Annotated in this window: 12 protein-coding genes; 7 read left to right on the top strand and 5 right to left on the bottom strand. The window is 71.1% G+C overall.

Annotated elements, in window-relative coordinates:
• Nucleotides 1-5: 5 nt before the first annotated feature.
• From AB0L53_RS00745 to AB0L53_RS00735, 3 genes are read right to left on the bottom strand one after another with little or no spacing between them, the layout of a single operon-like run.
• On the bottom strand, nt 6-1,625 hold the full coding sequence (locus AB0L53_RS00745; protein ID WP_363988398.1) for a serine/threonine-protein kinase: 1,620 nt from the start codon (nt 1,623-1,625) through the stop codon (nt 6-8).
• Nucleotides 1,625-3,304, bottom strand: coding sequence for a protein kinase (locus AB0L53_RS00740; protein WP_363988396.1), 1,680 nt, complete (start codon nt 3,302-3,304; stop codon nt 1,625-1,627). Before AB0L53_RS00740 ends, AB0L53_RS00745 begins: the two co-directional genes overlap by 1 nt.
• Before the next feature lie 2 nt (nt 3,305-3,306).
• Nucleotides 3,307-4,911, bottom strand: coding sequence for a protein kinase (locus AB0L53_RS00735; RefSeq protein WP_363988393.1), 1,605 nt, complete (start codon nt 4,909-4,911; stop codon nt 3,307-3,309).
• Between the two features lie 107 nt (nt 4,912-5,018).
• Between AB0L53_RS00735 and meaB the strand changes: the two genes are divergently transcribed.
• The 5 genes from meaB (at nt 5,019) to AB0L53_RS00710 (ending at nt 11,028) form a co-directional block, all read left to right on the top strand.
• On the top strand, nt 5,019-5,984 hold the full coding sequence (meaB, locus tag AB0L53_RS00730) for a methylmalonyl Co-A mutase-associated GTPase MeaB (protein ID WP_357946064.1): 966 nt from the start codon (nt 5,019-5,021) through the stop codon (nt 5,982-5,984).
• 135 nt (nt 5,985-6,119) lie between these two features.
• Nucleotides 6,120-8,330, top strand: a complete 2,211-nt coding sequence (locus tag AB0L53_RS00725) for a CehA/McbA family metallohydrolase (RefSeq protein WP_363988390.1) — start codon at nt 6,120-6,122, stop codon at nt 8,328-8,330.
• Between the two features lie 77 nt (nt 8,331-8,407).
• Nucleotides 8,408-9,271 (top strand): acyltransferase domain-containing protein, encoded by an 864-nt coding sequence (locus AB0L53_RS00720; protein ID WP_363990305.1) that lies wholly within the window; start codon nt 8,408-8,410, stop codon nt 9,269-9,271.
• Nucleotides 9,272-9,316: 45 nt separating this feature from the next.
• A complete protein-coding gene (locus tag AB0L53_RS00715) occupies nt 9,317-9,934 on the top strand; it encodes a TetR family transcriptional regulator (RefSeq protein ID WP_363988387.1) in 618 nt (205 codons plus the stop codon).
• Nucleotides 9,934-11,028 (top strand): acyltransferase family protein, encoded by a 1,095-nt coding sequence (locus AB0L53_RS00710; RefSeq protein ID WP_363988384.1) that lies wholly within the window; start codon nt 9,934-9,936, stop codon nt 11,026-11,028. Before AB0L53_RS00715 ends, AB0L53_RS00710 begins: the two co-directional genes overlap by 1 nt.
• Before the next feature lie 10 nt (nt 11,029-11,038).
• On the opposite strand, the gene AB0L53_RS00705 is transcribed toward AB0L53_RS00710, so the two are convergent.
• Both AB0L53_RS00705 and AB0L53_RS00700 read right to left on the bottom strand, forming a co-directional pair.
• A complete protein-coding gene (locus AB0L53_RS00705; RefSeq protein ID WP_363988381.1) occupies nt 11,039-12,802 on the bottom strand; it encodes a long-chain fatty acid--CoA ligase in 1,764 nt (587 codons plus the stop codon).
• A gap of 71 nt (nt 12,803-12,873) precedes the next feature.
• Nucleotides 12,874-13,044, bottom strand: a complete 171-nt coding sequence (locus tag AB0L53_RS00700; protein WP_363988378.1) for a hypothetical protein — start codon at nt 13,042-13,044, stop codon at nt 12,874-12,876.
• A 25-nt stretch (nt 13,045-13,069) separates the two neighbouring features.
• Here AB0L53_RS00700 and AB0L53_RS00695 point away from each other — a divergent pair, with 25 nt between their 5' ends.
• Together AB0L53_RS00695 and AB0L53_RS00690 are read left to right on the top strand one after the other, a co-directional pair.
• On the top strand, nt 13,070-13,591 hold the full coding sequence (locus tag AB0L53_RS00695; protein ID WP_363988376.1) for a CGNR zinc finger domain-containing protein: 522 nt from the start codon (nt 13,070-13,072) through the stop codon (nt 13,589-13,591).
• 231 nt (nt 13,592-13,822) lie between these two features.
• On the top strand, nt 13,823-15,403 hold the full coding sequence (locus AB0L53_RS00690; protein ID WP_363988373.1) for an ABC-F family ATP-binding cassette domain-containing protein: 1,581 nt from the start codon (nt 13,823-13,825) through the stop codon (nt 15,401-15,403).
• Nucleotides 15,404-15,422 lie beyond the last annotated feature (19 nt).

The following is a 15,422-nucleotide window of genomic DNA, read 5'->3' as shown; positions in this document are numbered from 1 at the left end:
CGGCCTCAGTCCAGCCGGTCCATCGCGCACATGTTCACGGTGATGACGCTCTGGCGGCTGCCTCCGCTGACCACGTTGAAGGCGACCCGGTGCTTGCCCTGCGTCTTGAACGACCCGGCCGGCAGGTAGACCTTGTACGGCGTCTCGGCCGGGGTGCGGCCCAGGTTCTGGCCGTCGACGAGCCAGCGGTAGGTGAAGGCGTGCCCTTTGGGGCCGGCTATGACGGCGTACACGTTGAGGTCGTGGCGCCAGCAGCCGCCCAGGTCGATGCCTTCCAGCCGCAGGGTCACGGACCGAACCCCGCCGCTCGCGGCCGTCGCCTCGGTGGTGGAATTGGTGGCGGGTTTGGTGGCGGTCGCGGTGGTGCTGGGCTTCGCGCTCGGTTCGGTGGTCGGCGTTGTGGTCTTCGTGTCGCGCGTAGGCCGCCTGCGGCCGGGTGAGGGCGTCGCGGACTGCTTGCCTTTGGCTCCGGTGGTCTTGGTGGGGGAAGCGCCTGTGGGGGAAGCGCCTGTGGGGGAGGGGCTGGTGGTGGGCGTCACGGTGGGGGTGGCTAAGGCGCCGATGATGTTCGGCAGGCGTAAGGACGGCAGCGCCCAGACGACGGTCGCCGCCACCACGACTCCCACCACGCCAACCGCCGCACCGCCGACGACCAGCGCCCGGTTACGCCCCGAGCCGGGCGCGCCCCCGTTCCCCACTGCGGCCGCGCTGGGCAGACCGGGCGGGCCAGACGGACCAGGCGGGCCAGGTTGTCCGGGCCCGCCGTATGCGGCCGGATGCCCGTTTCCGGCCGGTCCGTGACCCGCATGCCCACCCCCGCCCTGCCCGGGGCCTGTCGCGTGAGCCGCTGGCAGGGGGTTCGCCGTGCCGCCGAGGAGTCGCAGCAGGACGTCCTGCATGGTGGGGCGGCGGGACGGGTCCTTGGACAGGCAGGCGTACACGATCGGCCGCAGCCCGTCCGGCAGGTCGCCGAGCTGGGGTTCGTTGTTGAGGATGCGATTGATGACGGCCGGCAGCGCGTCGTTGCCGAACGGCGGCACCCCCGAGGCCGCGTACACGATCACCGACGCCCACGCGAACACGTCCGCCGCGGCCCCGACGGCGATCCCGGACAACTGCTCGGGCGCCATGTACGCCGGGGTGCCGACGATGCCGCTGGTGACCGTGAGCGCGGAGCCGGCGGCGCGGGCGATGCCGAAGTCGATGACCCGGGGACCGCCGGGGCCGAGCAGTACGTTGGCCGGTTTGAAGTCCCGGTGCACGACGCCCGCACGGTGGATGGCCGCCAGCGCCGTGGCCGTGGCGACCGCCAGGCGTTGCAGGCCCGCGCCGGTGTGCCGGCCGGCCTGCTGGAGTGACGGGCCTTCGACGTACTCGGTCACGATGTACGGCCGGGCGCCCAGCGAGGCGTCCAGCACCTGCGCGATGCAGAAGGGTTCCACCCGCCGCGCCGCCGCGATCTCCTTGGCCAGCCGGTCGTCGTGGGCCGAACCCGTCCGCAGCACCTTGACGGCGACCTGCGTGCCGTCCGGGGCGTACCCCAGGTAGACCACGCCCTGGCCGCCCGCGCCCAGCCGCCTGGTCAGCCGGTACGGGCCGATCTCGGTCGGGTCCCGCTCCGTCATCAGTCTTCGATGGAGCAGACGGAGAACGTCGTGGACCTGCTCTTGACGACCGGCGACGTCAACTTGAACGTGACCGTGTGCGTGCCTTCCTTCACCATGTAGCCCAGCGACCCCTCCCAGCCGGTGTACTCCCCATGGCCGATCAGGCCTCCGCGCCGCATGACGGTCTTGCCGTCGATGAGCCAGGCGAAGTTGTACTTCAGCACGCCGTACTCGCCCGCCGGGGTCTTGTCCGTCTCCACCTGGGTGTCGAAGTTGACCGGCGGCATGAGGCAGCCGTTCGTGGGATGGGCGCCGTGGACGGTGATGCCGAGGATCGAGAGGTTGGCCTTCGCGGCGGCGGGCTTCTTCGTGGTGCGGGTAGGGGCGGGCGTCGAGCGTTCGGGGGAGGACGTGGGCCTGGTCGTGGGCTGCGTCGAGGGCTTGGCCGTGGGTTTCACGGTGGGGCTCGCGCTGGGTTTTCGCGTAGGTTTGCGGGTGGTGGTGGTCTTTCGCGGCCGGGGACTCTTCGCGGGGGTGACGTCCGTGGTTTGGACGCCTGTCTTGGGCGAGGAGGCGGCCGCGGGCGGCTGGGTTCCCGTGCCCGGCGGGAACGCGAGCGTCACGGCGGTGGCGATGGACGCCATGATCGCCACACTCCCGCCCCCGGCTAACAGCGGGATGAGCACCCGCCCACGCCCCGCCGCCTGCCCCTGCTCCGTGTCCTGCCTGTGCCCGGCCGACCGCCTACCCGGTTGCGTGCCGTTCCCGACGCTGACCGGCATGCCCGGCCCGTTCGGCGTGCCCTGCCCAGGCCCGATCGGACCCGTGGGCTGCGGACCCTGCGGTCCGTGTCCGGGGCCCATCGAGCCGTGCGCTCCGGCCTGCGGGAAGCCGAGTCCGGCGCCCGTCGCACCGGACGACTGGCCGCCGAGGAGTCGCAGCAGCACGTCCTGCATGGTCGGGCGGCGGGCCGGGTCCTTGGACAGGCACGCGTACACGATCGCCTGCAGCGACCGCGGCAGGTCCCCCAGCCGGGGTTCGTTGTTGAGGATGCGGCTGATGACGGCGGGCAGCGAGTCCTGCCCGAATGGCGGCTCCCCGCCGGCCGCGTACACGATCACCGACCCCCACGCGAACACGTCCGCCGCCGGTCCGGCGGGCGCTCCGGCCAGCTGTTCGGGCGCCATGTAGGCGGGCGTGCCGACGATGCCACTGGTGACCGTGAGCGCGGAGTCCGTGGCGCGGGCGATGCCGAAGTCGATGACGCGCGGGCCGTCCCGTCCGAGCAGCACGTTCGCCGGTTTGAAGTCGCGGTGCACGATCCCGGCCGCGTGGATGGCCGCCAGCGCCGTGGCGGTCGCCACGGCCAGTCGTTGCAGGTCGCCGCCGGTGTGCCGGCCCGCCTGCTGGAGCGAGGGGCCTTCGACGTACTCGGTCACGATGTACGGCCGAGCGCCCAGCGAGGCATCGAGCACCTGCGCGATGCAGAACGGCTCCACCCGCCGCGCCGCCGCGACCTCCTTGGCGAAGCGGTCGTCGCCGACCAGCCCGTCCAGCAGCACCTTGACCGCGACCGGACCGCCGTTCGGCGCCTGCGCCAGGTAGACCACGCCCTGGCCGCCCTCGCCCAGCCGCCCGACCAGCCGGTAGGGGCCGACAGCGCCGGGATCCTCCGGCAGGAGCGGTTCCGCGGCCATCGTCAGTTCGTCTCGCCCGGGCACAGCGTGACGGAGACGCTCCGCTGCCTGGCCACGGGCGAGGTGATCCGCAGGGTCGCGAGGTGGGTGCTCCCGCTGCCGTTGATGTTGCGGGGCGAGGTCAGGTACAGCTCGCCGTCCTGCGGGATGGTGGCCGTCGACCGCGACACCGTCCTGCCGTCGATGACCCAGGCGAAGCTGAAGTTCAGCGGATCGCCCTGGCGCTGGACCAGCCCCCTGAGCGTCACCTGGCCACCGGAGTAGCACCCGTTGTCGAGCGCGCCGCCGGCGCGGACGTACCGGACCTTGAGCTGCCCGCCCGCGACGGAAGTGGCCGTCGGGTCCGCGCTGGGGGTGCCGTTCTGGCTCGCGGGGTCCGGGGACGGCTGGGACGTGCGGGTCTTCTTCGGGCGGGGTGTACGCGTGGGGGAGATGGCCGACGGGGTCGGCGTGGAGGCGCCGGACAGGTTCTTGGTCTTCGGCTGCGGCGTCGAAGGGGTCAGCCACACGATCGCCGCCCCCAGCGCCAGCACCGAGATGCCGGAGGCGCCCGCGATGGCGACGGTCTTCACGCGCCGCCGCCGGGGCCGCGCCTTGCCCTCGCCCCCGGCCGCCTGCGGGCTCACCTGAGTAGCGCCCTGGTCCGGTACGGCGCCATATCCGGCCTGGTCCGGCGCGGGACCGTAGTCAGGCTGCTCGGGCGCGCCACCATACCCAGAGTCGCCGTACCCAGAGTCGCCGTACCCAGAGTCGCCGTACCCAGAGTCGCCGTACCCAGACTGGTCCGCCCCGTATCCAGGCTGTTCCGGCGGCGTCGGAGGCCGGGACTGTCCGCCGAGCAGGTGCAGCAGCACGTCCTGCATGGACGGGCGGCGGGCCGGATCCTTGGCCAGGCAGCTCAGCACCACCGAACGCAGCGGCTCAGGCAGCTCACCCACCTGCGGTTCGCTGTGCACGATGCGGTTGATCACCGCGGGCAGCGAGTCGTCGCCGAACGGCGGCACCCCCGACGCCGCGTAAACGATCACCGATGCCCACGCGAACACGTCCGCCTGAGCCCCCACCACCTGCCCCGCCAGCTGCTCCGGCGCCATGTAGGCGGGCGTGCCGACGATGCTGCTCGTCGAGGTCACCCCCGAGACCAGCGCACGGGCGATGCCGAAGTCGATGACGCGCGGGCCGTCCCGTCCGAGCAGGACGTTCGACGGCGTGAAGTCGCGGTGCACGACGCCCGCCTGGTGGATGGCGGCCAGCGCGGTCGCCGTCGCGACCGCGAGCCGTTGCAGCCGCGCCCCGCTGTGCAGGCCCGCGTGCTGGAGAGATGGGCCGTCCACGTACTCGGTCACGATGTACGGCCGGCCCGAGGTCGACGCGTCGAGCACCTGCGCGATGCAGAACGGCTCCACCCGCCGCGCCGCGGCGATCTCCTTGGCGAAGCGGTCGTCGCCCGCGATGTCCTCGCGGAGTACCTTGATCGCGACCGGTGCCCCGTTGCGCGCCTGGCCGAGGTAGACCACGCCCTGACCGCCCGCGCCCAGCCGTCCGACGAGCCGATAACGCCCCACCGCCGCCGGGTCGCCCGCTCGTAGGGGTTCGACATTGGGCATAAGCGGAGTGACTCCTGTGACAGCTGAGAATAGACGTCCAGCACCCTAGCGCCAAAAGTCAGGATCTGTCGGAAGTTAAGCTGACCAAGCCTGAGAAAGGGGGGCGAGTGCGCTCGCTGGAGGACTATGCCCGTGGGGTGCGCGAAGGCTCGCGTACCTGGATCGCCCGCGCGATCACGCTCGTGGAGTCGACCAGAGCGGACCACATCGCGCTCGCCCAGCGGCTGCTGGTCGAGCTCACCCCGCTGTCCGGCGGGGCCACGCGGGTGGGTGTCTCGGGGGTGCCCGGCGTGGGCAAGTCCACCTTCATCGACGCCCTCGGCACCATGCTGACCGGCCAGGGCCACAAGGTCGCCGTACTGGCCGTTGACCCCTCCTCCACCAGGACCGGCGGGAGCATCCTGGGCGACAAGACCCGCATGGCCCGCCTGTCGATGGACCCCGCCGCCTTCATCCGGCCCTCGCCCACCTCGGGCACCCTGGGCGGCGTGGCCAAGGCGACCAGGGAGGCCATGGTCGTGGTGGAGGCGGGCGGGTTCGACGTGGTGCTCGTCGAGACCGTGGGCGTCGGCCAGTCGGAGACGGCGGTGGCCGACATGGTCGACACGTTCCTGCTGCTCAGCCTGGCGCGTACCGGGGACCAGCTGCAGGGCATCAAGAAGGGCGTGCTCGAACTGGCCGACGTCATCGCGGTCAACAAGGCGGACGGCGAGCACGAGCCCGCGGCGCGCAAGGCGGCGCGGGAGCTCGCGGGGGCGCTGCGCATGCTGCGTTCCGACAGCGTGCCGCCGCCGGTCCTCACCTGCAGCGGCCTCACGGGCGCGGGGCTCGACGAGCTGTGGCGCAAAGTGCTGGCCCACCAGAAGTCGCTGGACCTGGCCGCCAAGCGCCGCCGCCAGCAGGTGCAGTGGACGTGGACGCTGGTGCGCGACCGGCTGCTGACCGAGCTCCGGGACGCGCCGGAGGTGGCGGCGATCGCGGAGGAGGTCGAGCGGGACGTCCTGGCGGGCACCCTCACACCGGCCCTCGCCGCCGACCGTCTCCTGTCCGCTTTCGAGCGCCCGCGCCGGTGATCGGCATAGGTGAGTGGGTCTCGGGTTGAGATTCCTCCTCCGCTGGGTGGTATATCCCATCCGCTTCTACGCCCCGTAATCACTCAGTGACGTGATTCATGTCACTATTGCCCCCACCAACGCTCGGAGGGGCATATGGGTGCGGAATCGGGGCTGCCGGAGTCGGTCACAGGGGCATTGGCGGAGTACGGGCGGCTGCTCGGCGAGCACGGCATCACCTGGGGCGAGCCGGAGATCCACTACGTCAAGCTCTTCGCCAGGCGCAGGGTCCTGCCTCCCGCCCAGATGGAGCTGTTCTGGCGGCTGGCCTACGGCCGCCTCGCCGAGCGTCACCCCGGTGAGACCCAGGACCTGCTCGCCACCCGCCTGGCGGAGCTGGACTTCGACGAGCTCCTGCGCGACGCGCTCGACGGCGAACTGCCCGCCCACCTGGCCGCCCTGCGCCTGACGTTCGGCGGCGCAGTGCTGGACTGCACGCCACGCGCGCTGCTGGACCGCGTACCCCAAGCTGTGCCGGACCCCGCGACAGGCGGGCCGCCGGACCGTGCGGATCGCACCGGACCGCCGCGGTTCGCGATGCTGGTCGACTCGCGGCGCGCCGTCGCCAGCGCCGTCGTCGTGGACGGCGCCGAACGGGTCGTCGCGCCGAGAGGCGCCTGGCTGGTCGAGATCGACGGCGACAGCACGGTCACCGTCGACGGAGCACCTGTGCCGATCGACGGGCTGACCAGGACGGCCCCGGCGGCCACGTTACGGCTGAGCGCCGGGTTCCCCTGCCGGTGGAGCGTCGCCGGCGCCGACGGACAGGGCTGGTTCCCCGAGGCGACCCCGCACCGCCACGACTTCCACGGCCGCCCGTACTTCCACGGCGACGACCTCGTCCTGCGCGTCCCGGCCGAGCCGCTGACGGTCACGGTGACCAGGGGCATGGAGTACGGCACGGCCACCGCGGAGATCACCCCGGAGCCGGGCGAGGAGCACCTGGTACGGCTGGCCCCGCGCAGGATCTACGACGCCGCGGCCCTCGGCTGGTACGGCGGCGACATGCACGTACACCTCAACTGGGCCGGTGACGTGGTCGGCCTGCCGGCCGACGCGGCGGCGGCGCAGCACGGCGAGGACCTGCATGTGCTCAACCTGGTGGCCGGCAACGTGTCGGGCAGCCGCGTCTACGACCGGGCGGCGCTCGACCACTGGAGCGGCGCCGACCTGCCCTGGTCCGACGCGACCCACCTGGCCAGGATGGGCGCCGAATACCGCAACGACCTGCTCGGCCACGTCTACGCCTTCGCGCCACGGGCGGCGCCGGAGCGCTTCCACACCGGGTTCGACGGGGACGCCGACTGGCCGCCCAACGCCGAGGGCCTGCGCGAGCTGCGCGGCCTGGGGGCGCTCGTCGGCTACAGCCACCCGTTCCACCAGCCGATCGGCGACTGCGACTCGCCCAAGTCCATCGTCTGGCCCGCGCCGCGCAACTGCGCCGCCAGGGAGCTGGTCGCCGACGCCGCGCTCGGGCTCGTCGACAGCCTCGACGTGCTGACACACTCCTCGATCACGGCGAGCGCGGCCGTGTACCGGCGGCTGATCGGAGCGGGCAACCGGCTGGCCGTCACGGCGGGCACCGACTCGATGATCTCCTTCACCCGCGCTGGCAACCAGTCGAACCCGCCCGGCTGGGCCCGCGTCTACGCCCAGGTGGAGGGCGCGCTGACCGCCGCGTCGTTCGCCGAGGCGGTACGGGCCGGCCGTACGTTCGCCACCACCGGGCCCTGGCTGGAGCTCTCAGTCGACGGGTACGGACCGGGCGACACGATCGACACGTGCCGCGGCGACCGGCTGACGGTCACCGCCACCGCCATCGGCCCGGAGGTCACGGCGGTCCGCGTCCGTACGGCGGAGGGCGTCCGCGCCGGGGCGGAGCGCCTGCCCGCCGGCGAGCGGTGGGGCGGCGAGGTGCGCGGCCTGGAGCCCGCGACCAGCCCCGGCGAGTGGGCCGAGGCCGGTGGGCGCCCGCCCACGGTCCACTGGCGCGGCGAGGAGGAGGTGCTGAGCGTGACGGTCGAGCTGGAGACCGACCGTCCCACGTACGTGATCGCCGAGGCCCTGTGCGACCCGCACCCGCGCACGCTCAACCACACCGGCTACGCCCTGACCAGCCCCGTGTACGTGGACGTCGACGGCAGGCCGGTGGCCACGCCAGCCGACGTGCGGTGGTGCCTCGACTGGCTCGACCTGCTGGAAGACCTCATCAAGCAGCACGCCAGGCTGGCCGACCGCGACCAGCTCGTCGACCACCTGGCCGTGCTGCGACAGGCCAGAGCGGTTTACCAGTCGCGTCTACGCTGAGGCCGATGGACCTCGAGACGCTGCTCCGTGACCACCCCGACTGACTCGGCCACCTCGAATCCGGCGGTCCCGCCAAGATCGCCTTCCCCGACGACCTCGCGGACGAGCTGGTCAGGCTCGCCGTGCCGCACGAGGACATCGGCGCCGTCCTGACCACCCTGCCGGAGCCGGGCGGCCCGCTGTGGTGGCTGGCCGAACGGTGTGTCGGCTCGCTGGTGTCGGCCATGGGCAGCCTCGACCCGCCCCCTGCCTTTCCCGACCTGCCCGAGCTGGGCCCGTACTTCTTCGTGCACGTGTACGTCGCCGCCCTGCCGTACACCAGGCGGTATCACCGCGGACACGGCGTTCCAGAGGAGGTCTCCCGGGCCACGCTCGCCGACCTGGGCCGCAACATGGCCGCGCACCGCAAGCGGCACGGCACCGGTGGCCTGCACCACCCCAGGTGGTTCATGCGGCACGCCCGCGGCATCCTGTACGAGCTGGGCAGACTGCAGTTCGAGCGGGTCAGGATGGGCACCAGGACCGGCGAGGGCGTCGCGGCGGCGGGGCTGCCCGCCGGGCCGGGGGATCCGGCGCTGGGCGTGCACATCCCCGACTTCAAGGGCCCCCTCACGCCCGCCGCCTGCGACGCGTCTTTCGAGCGGGCCAGGGAGTTCTTCCCGCGCTGCTTCCCGGAGGAACGCTTCCTCGTCGCGACGTGCCACTCGTGGCTGCTCGACGACCAGCTCGCCGGCTACCTGCCCGGGAGCTCCAACATCGTCGCCTTCCAGCGCCGCTTCCACCTGCTGCACCGGTGCGACACCAGCGCCGTGCTCGACTTCGTCTTCGGATCGGAGGCCCCCGCCGAGTGGCCCCGCCGTACGCGGCTGGAGCGGGCCATCGCCGACCACCTCGCCGCGGGCGGCGGATGGTACGGCCGGGCGGGGTGGCTTCGCCTCTGACCAGGGCGATGCGCGAATGATGACCGCATGTGTTAAATTTTGGCCATGCGGTCAGAAAATGAACCGAGCGGCCAGAAAGCGCGTTCGTTCATCGAAGAGGCGCGGCGGGCCCAGATCGTCGCGTCCGCGATCGAGGTGATCGCCGAGTCCGGGTTCGCGGGGGCGTCGCTGGCCCGGATCGCCCAGCACGCCGGGATCAGCAAGGGCGTCATCTCCTATCACTTCGCCGGCAAGGACGAGTTGATGGAGGAGGTCGTCAACCAGGTCTACAGCGCGATCGACGAGCACGTGCGGGCCCGGATGGAGGGGCAGGAATCGGCCACGGGCCTGCTCAGGACGTACATCCTGGCGGTCGCCGAGCACATGAAGGCGCACCGGACGCAGCTCAGGGCGCTCGGCGAGATCTACTACAACCTGCGCACCGCGGACGGCCGGCCACGCTACGGCTTCAAGGCCAACGAGGAGACCTACGCGGGGCTGGAGCGGATCTACCGCGCCGGCCAGGCCGCCGGGGAGTTCAGGACGTTCGACGTCCGCGTGATGGCCGTCACGATGTCGTCGGCCATCGACAACATGTTCGGCTACTGGGTGACCTATCCCGACCACGACCTCGACGCACACGCCAGAGAGCTGGCCGACCTATTCGAGAGGGCTGTCAAATAATGAAGACCGAGCCGAGGACTGCCACGCGGCTCTTCGCCATCGACAACCTGCGCATCGTGCTGACCGCGCTGGTCGTCATCCACCATGTCGCGGTCACCTACGGAAACATCCCGCTCTGGTTCTACACCGAGCCCGCCAAGGACCCCTCGGGGGTTGCGCTGGACATCCTCGTGGTGTTCGACCAGGCGTTCTTCATGGGCTTCTTCTTCCTGATCTCCGGCTTCTTCACCCCCGGCTCCTACGACCGCAAGGGCAGGCAGCCATTTCTGCGGGACCGCCTGATCCGGCTGGGCATCCCGCTGCTGGTCTTCCTGCTCGTGCTGCGGCCGCTGGTGACGATCGGCTCCTACCGCTCCGACTACGCCTCGCTGCCGTACTGGCAGTACTACATCGGGTCGTGGGATCCGGGACCGATGTGGTTCGTCGAGGTGCTGATCGTGTTCGCCGCCCTCTACGCGCTGTGGCGGCGCTTCAGCGCGCCGGTCGAGACGCCGTTCGGGGTGCGGCACTCGGTGTTGCGGGCGCGCTGGATCGTGCTGTTCACCGTCGGGCTGTCGGTGGCCACCACCTTGTGGCGTATCCCGGTGCCCGTCGGCTCCTACGTGCCGGTGCTCGGGCTGCCGACGCCGTACTTCCTGCCGCAGTACGCGGCCATGTTCGTGGTCGGGCTCATCGCCTTCAGGCGCGGCTGGTTCATGACCCTGCCCGCCAAGGCGGGGCCGCTCGGGTTCGGCATCGCGGCCCTGGTGAGCGCTGTGCTGCTGCCGCTCTCGCAGGTCACCACGGGCGTGCTGTCGACCGCCGTGACCGCCACCTGGGAGTCGGCCTTCGCGGTCAGCGTGATCATCGGGCTCACCGTGGTCTTCAGGGAGCGCTTCAGCCACCAGGGGCCGCGCGGCAAGTGGCTGTCGGCCCAGGCGTTCACCGTGTACATCATCCACCCGCTGGTCCTGGTCGCGATCGGCTACGCGCTGAGCGGGCTGCACGCGATCGCGATCGTCAAGTTCGCTGTCGCGGCCGTCATCGCGCTGCCGGTCTGCTGGGGACTGGCCTACCTCGTACGATCGCTGCCGGGCGCCAAACGGGTGCTGTGATGTCTGAAGATCACGCGTAGAACGAGTCGAGCGTGTCGCCGTAGCGCTCCTCGACGGCCTTGCGCTTGACCTTCAGGCTCGGCGTGAGCTCGCCCGTCTCCACCGTGAAGTCCGCCGCCAGGATCGCGAACTTCTTGACCGTCGCGTAACTGGCCTGATCGGCGTTGACCTGCTTGACCGCGCTCTCGACCTCCGCGCGCATGCGCGGATGCTCGCGCAGCCGCTCAGGGTCGAGGGGCAGCCCCTCGGCTTCGGCCCAGGGCTTGACGACCTCCATGTCGAGCGTCACCAGCGCCGTGACGTAGTTGCGCCGGTCGCCGTGGACGAAGACGTGCGACAGGTACGGGCAGGTGGCCTTGATGCGGCCCTCCAGGTAGGTGGGGGCCACGTACTTGCCGCCCGAGGTCTTGATCAGCTCCTTTTTGCGATCGGTGATGATCAGCCGCCCGGCCTGGTCGAGCTCGCCGATGTCGCCGGTGTGCAGCCAGCCGTCCGACAGCGTCTCAGCCGTCTCCTCCGGCAGGTTGTGATAGCCGCGCATGATGCCGCGCCCGCCGATGAGGATCTCCCCGTCCTCGGCGATCCGCACCCGGGTGCCGGGGAACGGCGGCCCGACCGTGCCGTACTTCACCGAGTCCGGCCGGTTGAGGAAGCTGCCCGCCGACGACTCGGTCAGCCCGTAGCCTTCGAGGATCGTCAGGCCCGCCGCGTCGAAGAACTCGGCGATGTCCTGGTTGAGCGGTGCCGAGCCGGAGATGAAGTAGCGGATCCGGCCGCCGAACCGCTCCCGCAGCTTGGCGAACACCAGCCGGTCGGCCAGCGCGTACTCCAGGCGGACGCTGAGCGGGATCGCGGCGCCGCGCTGGCGTGCCTTGCTGACCCGGATGCCGGTTTTCCTGGCCCAGGCGAAGATGCGCGCCTTGACGCCGCCCTCACGCGCCACCGTGGACGCCACGGTGTTGTGGATCTTCTCGAAGATGCGCGGCGCGGCGGCCATGATGGTCGGCCTGAGCGTGCCGAGGTTGTCGGCGATGCGGTCGAGACGGCCGTCGATCGCGGTGGCCACGCCGATGTCGATCATCACCACCTGCAGCAGTTTGCCGAACGAGTGCGACAGCGGCAGCCAGAGGAAGTGCAGGTCGTCTTCGGAGATCAGCTCGATCTTGCGGACCGCGTCGGCGGCGTACAGCCAGTTGTCGTGGGTCAGCTCCACGCCCTTGGGGCGGCCGGTCGTGCCGGAGGTGTAGATGAGCGTGGCCAGATCGTGCTCACCGATGGCGTCGACCATCGCGTCATAATCAAGGTGGGCGGCGTCGGGCGTGCTCAGCGAGTCGAGCGTGACCACCCAGCCGTCGTCGGCGGGCGCGCCGTCGATGACGACCACCTGCGTGACGTCCGGCAGCTCCTTCTGTACGGACCTCAGCTTGGCCACCTGGTCGTCGTTCTCGGCGACGACGATCGTGCTGCCGGAGTCGGTGATGACGAAGGCCGACTCGGCGGCGGTGTTGGACGGGTAGATCGTGGTGGTCGCGGCCCCGGTCGACAGCACGGCCAGGTCGGTCAGCACCCATTCGAGCCGGGTGGAGCAGAGGATCGACACGCGGGTGCCCGGACCGGCGCCCAGGGCGGCCAGGCCGAGCGTGAGCCCGCGTACGCGTTCGCCGACGTCCCGCCAGGACAGTGAGGTCCAGCCGTCGTCCGACGGCACCAGATAGGCGGCCGCGTCGGGGGTGGCCGCGATCCGGTCGCGCAGCAGGGCGGGGATGCTGGACATGCCTGGCCTCCTGGTGGGGACGATGCTGCCGACTCTAGGTGCCGCCCCCCATGCCAGTCGATGCCCGATCGTCAGACGCGCCGCCGTACGCCGCCGCGCGGGCGGGCGGTGCCGACCAGGCGCGCGGTCCGCACCTCCCACGCGCCGCAGGCGCAGCGCAGGTAGGACACGACGCCCTCGGAGGTCATGTGGGAGGAGACGACGGCGAGAGCCAGCGGATCGTGGAGGTCTCTGGAATGCATGACTCCAGCCTGATGTAATGGTCTTATGCATTTCAATGCTTACGGAGGTAACGGCGCCGCCCTGGCGGCCGCTCTGGTCAACGGCACCGACTTCCGGCCGGAGGCGGTCGAGGCGATGCTCGCCGAGCACGCCATGCTCCGCCCGCAGGTCACGCCCGAGCAGGCGGCCGAACTGGCGGAGTGGCGGCACCGCCTCGCCCCGCTCTTCGGCGAGCAGGACCAGGACGCCCAGATCAAGCTGATCAACGGCCTGCTCGACATCACCGCGTCCAAGCCCTATGTGAGCGCGCACGACGGCCGCGAGCCGCACCTGCACTTCTTCTCCGTCGATGCCGACATCGTCAGCAGGGCGAAGGACACCACCGCGGGCGGGCTGGCCATGGCTATTTCGTTCTCCGACGGGCGCCGGCTCGGCCGGTGCGACAGGCCGGGGTGCGAGACGGTCTATGTCGACACCTCGCGCAACGGTCGGCGCCGGTTCTGCTCGCTGGCCTGCGCCAACCGGGTGAACGTGGCGGCCCATCGGGCCAGGGGCCTTACCGGATAAATGCCTTGCCGGATGATTTCCGGCCGGGTACAGTCCTCTGCGACGTATCGCCGAGCCCTGGGGGCAGTTGACGTGAGGGTCTGAGGTCGCGGGCACCGCACCTGGCCGATTCCTTCGGCGTACGATCCTTCTCGGCTTTTGTCGCATTCAAGCCGCCGTAGTCAGGCGTCGTATTCAGCGGTGTTTCCCGCCAAGTCACGAAATTTCGATCTTTGTGACGGGAGCCACCTCATGTCATTCTCCATCGTCGTCGACGGCGTGTCCTTCGCCTGGTCCGACGGCACCTCTGTGCTCGACGGCCTCGACGCCGCCTTCCCGGCCGGGCGCACCGGCCTGATCGGGGCCAACGGCTCCGGCAAGTCCACCCTGCTCAGGATCATCGCCGGCGAGCTGGTCCCCTCTGCCGGATCCGTCTCGGTCATGGGAGAGGTGGGCTACCTGCCGCAGAACCTCTCCCTGAACGCCGCCCGTACCGTGTCCGACCTGCTCGGCATCAGCGCGGCCCGGAAGGCGCTGCACGCCATCGAGGCCGGCGACGTCGCCGAGGAGCACTTCACGGCCGTCGGCGACGACTGGGACGTGGAGGAGCGCGCGCGGGCCGAGCTGGACCCGCTCGGCCTCGGCCACGTGGGGCTCGACCGTACCGTCGCCACGTTGTCGGGCGGCGAGACCGTCATGGTCGCGCTGGCCGCCCAGTTCCTCAAGTGGCCCGACGTCCTGCTGCTCGACGAGCCCACCAACAACCTCGACCTCGACGCGCGGCGGCGGCTCTACGCCGCGGTCGCCGCGTGGCCGGGGGTGATGGTGGTCGTCAGTCACGACCGGGCGCTGCTCGAGCTCGTCGACCGCATCGCCGACCTGCGCGAGGGCACTGTCCGCCGCTACGGCGGCAACCTGAGCGCGTACGAGGAGATCCTCGCCGCCGAGCAGGAGGCCGCCGAACGCGGCGTCCGGGTCGCCGAGGCCGATGTGAAGCGGCAGCAGCGCGAGCTGGTCGAGGCCGGCACCAAGCTCGACCGGCGCCAGCGTTACGGCGCGAAGATGTACGCCAGCAAGCGCGAACCGAAGATCATCATGCAGGCGCGCAAGCGCCAGGCCCAGGTGTCGGCGGGCAAGCACCGCAACATGCACACCGAGAAGCTGGAGGAGGCCCGTGACCGGTTGACCGAGGCCGAGCAGGCGGTCCGCGACGACGCGGAGATCCGCATCAAGCTACCGGGCACCGCGGTGCCCGCCGGCCGTGTCGTCCTGGAACTCCCGCTGTCCCGTACGACGCGTGAGTCCGATCAGGCGTTGAAGCAACTGGTCGTGCGCGGACCCGAGCGGATCGCGCTGCTCGGCCCCAACGGGTCCGGCAAGACCACCCTGCTGCGGCGCATCACCGAACACGGGGCGAACGTCCCGGTCCGCTACCTGGCCCAGCGGCTCGACCTGCTCGACGACTCGCTGAGCGTGCTCGACAACGTCCGCGCGCTGGCGCCGTCCGCGCCGGTGAACGAGGTACGCGCCCGCCTGGCGCGGTTCCTTTTCCGGGGCGATCGGGTGGCACGGCCGGTGGGCACGCTGTCGGGCGGCGAGCGGTTCCGCGCGACCCTGGCGGCGTTGCTGTCGGCGGAGCCGCCGCCGCAGCTGCTCCTGCTCGACGAGCCGACCAACAATCTCGACATGCCCAGCGTCCGCCAGCTGGCGCAGGCGCTCGCCGCCTACCGGGGGGCGCTGATCGTGGCCAGTCACGATCTGCCCTTCCTGGAGATGCTCGGTTTGACCAGGTGGCTGCGGCAGGACCGCGAGGAGGGACTGACCGAATCGTAATTGACGGGTGGGGATCAAT

Source organism: Nonomuraea sp. NPDC052129 (assembly GCF_040680095.1).
In the GTDB taxonomy this organism is placed as follows: Bacteria; Actinomycetota; Actinomycetes; order Streptosporangiales; family Streptosporangiaceae; genus Nonomuraea.
This window is presented reverse-complemented; position numbering and strand designations above follow the sequence as displayed.

What these genes read in the sequence shown, in the direction of transcription:
- AB0L53_RS00745 (WP_363988398.1), bottom strand. Translation starts at nt 1,625, where the DNA reads ATGACGGAGCGGGACCCGACCGAGATCGGCCCGTACCGGCTGACCAGG.
- AB0L53_RS00740 (WP_363988396.1), bottom strand. Translation starts at nt 3,304, where the DNA reads ATGGCCGCGGAACCGCTCCTGCCGGAGGATCCCGGCGCTGTCGGCCCC.
- AB0L53_RS00735 (WP_363988393.1), bottom strand. Translation starts at nt 4,911, where the DNA reads ATGCCCAATGTCGAACCCCTACGAGCGGGCGACCCGGCGGCGGTGGGG.
- AB0L53_RS00725 (WP_363988390.1), top strand. Translation starts at nt 6,120, where the DNA reads ATGGGTGCGGAATCGGGGCTGCCGGAGTCGGTCACAGGGGCATTGGCG.
- AB0L53_RS00715 (WP_363988387.1), top strand. Translation starts at nt 9,317, where the DNA reads ATGCGGTCAGAAAATGAACCGAGCGGCCAGAAAGCGCGTTCGTTCATC.
- AB0L53_RS00710 (WP_363988384.1), top strand. Translation starts at nt 9,934, where the DNA reads ATGAAGACCGAGCCGAGGACTGCCACGCGGCTCTTCGCCATCGACAAC.
- AB0L53_RS00705 (WP_363988381.1), bottom strand. Translation starts at nt 12,802, where the DNA reads ATGTCCAGCATCCCCGCCCTGCTGCGCGACCGGATCGCGGCCACCCCC.
- AB0L53_RS00700 (WP_363988378.1), bottom strand. Translation starts at nt 13,044, where the DNA reads ATGCATTCCAGAGACCTCCACGATCCGCTGGCTCTCGCCGTCGTCTCC.
- AB0L53_RS00695 (WP_363988376.1), top strand. Translation starts at nt 13,070, where the DNA reads ATGCATTTCAATGCTTACGGAGGTAACGGCGCCGCCCTGGCGGCCGCT.
- AB0L53_RS00690 (WP_363988373.1), top strand. Translation starts at nt 13,823, where the DNA reads ATGTCATTCTCCATCGTCGTCGACGGCGTGTCCTTCGCCTGGTCCGAC.